Origin of the sequence: Phytoactinopolyspora endophytica (assembly GCF_004138495.1) — a bacterium.
In the GTDB taxonomy this organism is placed as follows: Bacteria; Actinomycetota; Actinomycetes; order Jiangellales; family Jiangellaceae; genus Phytoactinopolyspora; species Phytoactinopolyspora endophytica.
In genome coordinates this window covers 1-2323 of sequence record NZ_ML142889.1, presented here as the reverse complement: position 1 = coordinate 2323, position 2323 = coordinate 1, and the positions used below count along the sequence as shown (strand labels likewise).

At 68.0% G+C, this 2323-nt stretch carries 2 protein-coding genes and 1 pseudogene; 2 read left to right on the top strand and 1 reads right to left on the bottom strand.

Going from position 1 to position 2323, the window contains the following annotated elements; translation table 11 throughout:
- The coding region (locus ELR45_RS41965) for a PLP-dependent transferase (protein ID WP_240760344.1) at window positions 1-279 on the top strand (279 nt) is incomplete at its 5' end.
- A 98-nt stretch (window positions 280-377) separates the two neighbouring features.
- Window positions 378-1814 (top strand): MFS transporter, encoded by a 1437-nt coding sequence (locus ELR45_RS34045; RefSeq protein ID WP_129670241.1) that lies wholly within the window; start codon window positions 378-380, stop codon window positions 1812-1814.
- A 203-nt stretch (window positions 1815-2017) separates the two neighbouring features.
- Here ELR45_RS34045 and ELR45_RS40150 read toward each other — a convergent pair.
- Window positions 2018-2323, bottom strand: a pseudogene (locus tag ELR45_RS40150) (hypothetical protein); the annotation flags it as partial.

Below are 2323 nucleotides of genomic sequence, written 5' to 3'. Positions count from 1 at the left end.
GACGTGGCGGGTCGGCAGATGCGTCGATTCGGCGGGATGGTGTCGTTCCGTGTCGCCGGTGGGGAAGAAGCGGCCGTCGAGGTATGCAACCGGGCCCGGGTCTTCACGCTCGGCGAGTCGCTCGGTGGCGTGGAGTCGTTGATCGAGCACCCGGGGCGGATGACTCATGCCAGCGCCGCCGGAAGTCCATTGGAAGTCCCGGGCGACCTGGTCCGGCTTTCGGTCGGCATCGAGAACGTGGATGACCTCCTTGCCGACCTCGACCAAGCACTCAGGTAAGACGCCGCGCGGAGTAGTGCCTCACCCTTGACCGGCGATGTCTCGCTGCGGTATTAATAAACCGAACACCAATGTTCGGTTTATTGAGAAAGAGGGTCATGCACACCACCACGCACTCGTCGGATGGGGCGAGCCACATGGAGCAGCTCCCGCAGCGTTGGGCGGCGCTGGTGCTGCTGTGCTTCGCGCAGTTCATGCTGATCGTCGACCTGATGGTGGTGCAGGTGGCCTTGCCGAGCATCGGCGCGGACCTGCACGTCGGCCGGGAAGCGCTCACCTGGGTGGTGACCGCGTACATCCTGTGTTTCGGAGGCCTGATGCTGCTGGGCGGGCGGCTTGCCGACACATTGGGCGCACGCCGGATGTTGCTGCTCGGCCTGGCGGTCTTCACCATCGCATCCTTGCTCTGCGGCCTCGCTGAGAGCGGCGCGATGCTGATTGGTGGCCGCGCGGCCCAGGGGGTGGGTGCCGCGCTGCTCTCACCGGCAGCGTTGTCGACGATCACTGCGATGTTTCACGGAGCGGAGCGGAACCGGGCACTCGGCGTCTGGGCAGCGATCGGCGGCAGCGGCGCGGCGATCGGCGTGCTGATGGGTGGCCTGTTAACCTCCGGCCCGGGCTGGGCATGGGTGTTCTTCGTCAATGTGCCGGTCGGTGTGATGTTGCTGGCGGTGATCTCGTGGGTCGTTCCGGCCCGGCCGGCGCGCCCCGCCCGGGTGGACCTACCAGGGGCGCTGCTCGTGACGATCTCGTCCGGGCTCCTGGTCTTCGGGCTCAACCGAGCCGGTGATGACGGCTGGGACAGCGGGTGGACGCTGGGCACGATCGGTGCGGCGCTCGTCGGCTACGCCGCGTTCGTGGTCGTCGAGCGTGTTGTCCCGGCGCCGCTCATGCACGTCGTCATGTTCACCCGCCGGCCCGTCCAGTCCGGGACGTTCACTATGGTTTTCGCGACCGGTCTGCTCAGCTCGTTCTTCTTCCTGAGTTCCCTGTATCTCCAGCACGTCCGGGACTTCAGTGCGCTGCGTACCGGCCTGGTGTTCCTGCCTGTCGCTATCGTCATCATCGCCGGGGCGCATCTAGCGGGCAGGCTCATCGGAGCCGTCGGCGGCCGGCCGGTGGCGGTGGCCGGTTTCTCCCTGATGGCGGGTGGCGCCGTCCTGCTGGCCCAGGTGTCGGTGGACTCCAACGCCTACGGGTCAGTGCTCCCAGGGTTGATGGTCGCCTCATTGGGAGTCGGTCCGACGTTCGTCACGGCGACGACGACCACATTGGGGAATGTCGCGCAGCATGAGTCCGGCCTGGCATCGGCCGTCATCAACACCGCGCATGAGCTGGGAGGAGCGATCGGCGTCTCCGTCGTGTCGGCCGTCGCGGCGAGCTCGATCGCCTCGATGGTGCCTGATGCGGACGGTTTCCGCTCCGCGTTCGTGGTCTGCGCCATCGCCGCCGCGGCAGCAGCCTTGGTCACCTCGCGCCTGGTCCCGCCCGGCAAGCCGGCCCGCGCAGCCGTCGGTCATGGTCACGGTCACTAGCCCCAACTGTCACTCGCAGGTGTCCACCGAAAGTCTGCCCGACTACGGAGCCCGACCGGCGCAGGGTCACGCGGACCAGGAGGGTTTGGCCAGGAAGCGATGGGTTGCTTGACTGCACCGGGTGATGGGCAGGGCGCGAGCCCTGCCCTCGGCTGCCAGGTTGACGGTGGTGGGCAGGGCTGTGTGCTGCTGTTGGTGGTGGTTCAGTGGGTGGTTGTGTAGCTGGGCCAGTGGTGGTCGACGCGGGGCTGGGCGTGGGAGGGTGCTCGTGCACCGTCCCGCGTGTGGTCCCGTGCACGGTCCTGCGTGTGGTCCCGTGCACCGGCCCGGCGGTGTTGGGTGCCGGGCGCAGGCGGCGGTGACGACCGGTAGGTGTGTCCGGTCGGCGTCGTCGTTTCGACGATGTGCCGGTCGGGGTCGATGACACGGACGGTCCAGCCGGGCAGTTGGCGGGTGTGGTTGCCGCGTTGGCATACGCCACGCCCGTTGACCGCGGTGGTGTCGCCGCC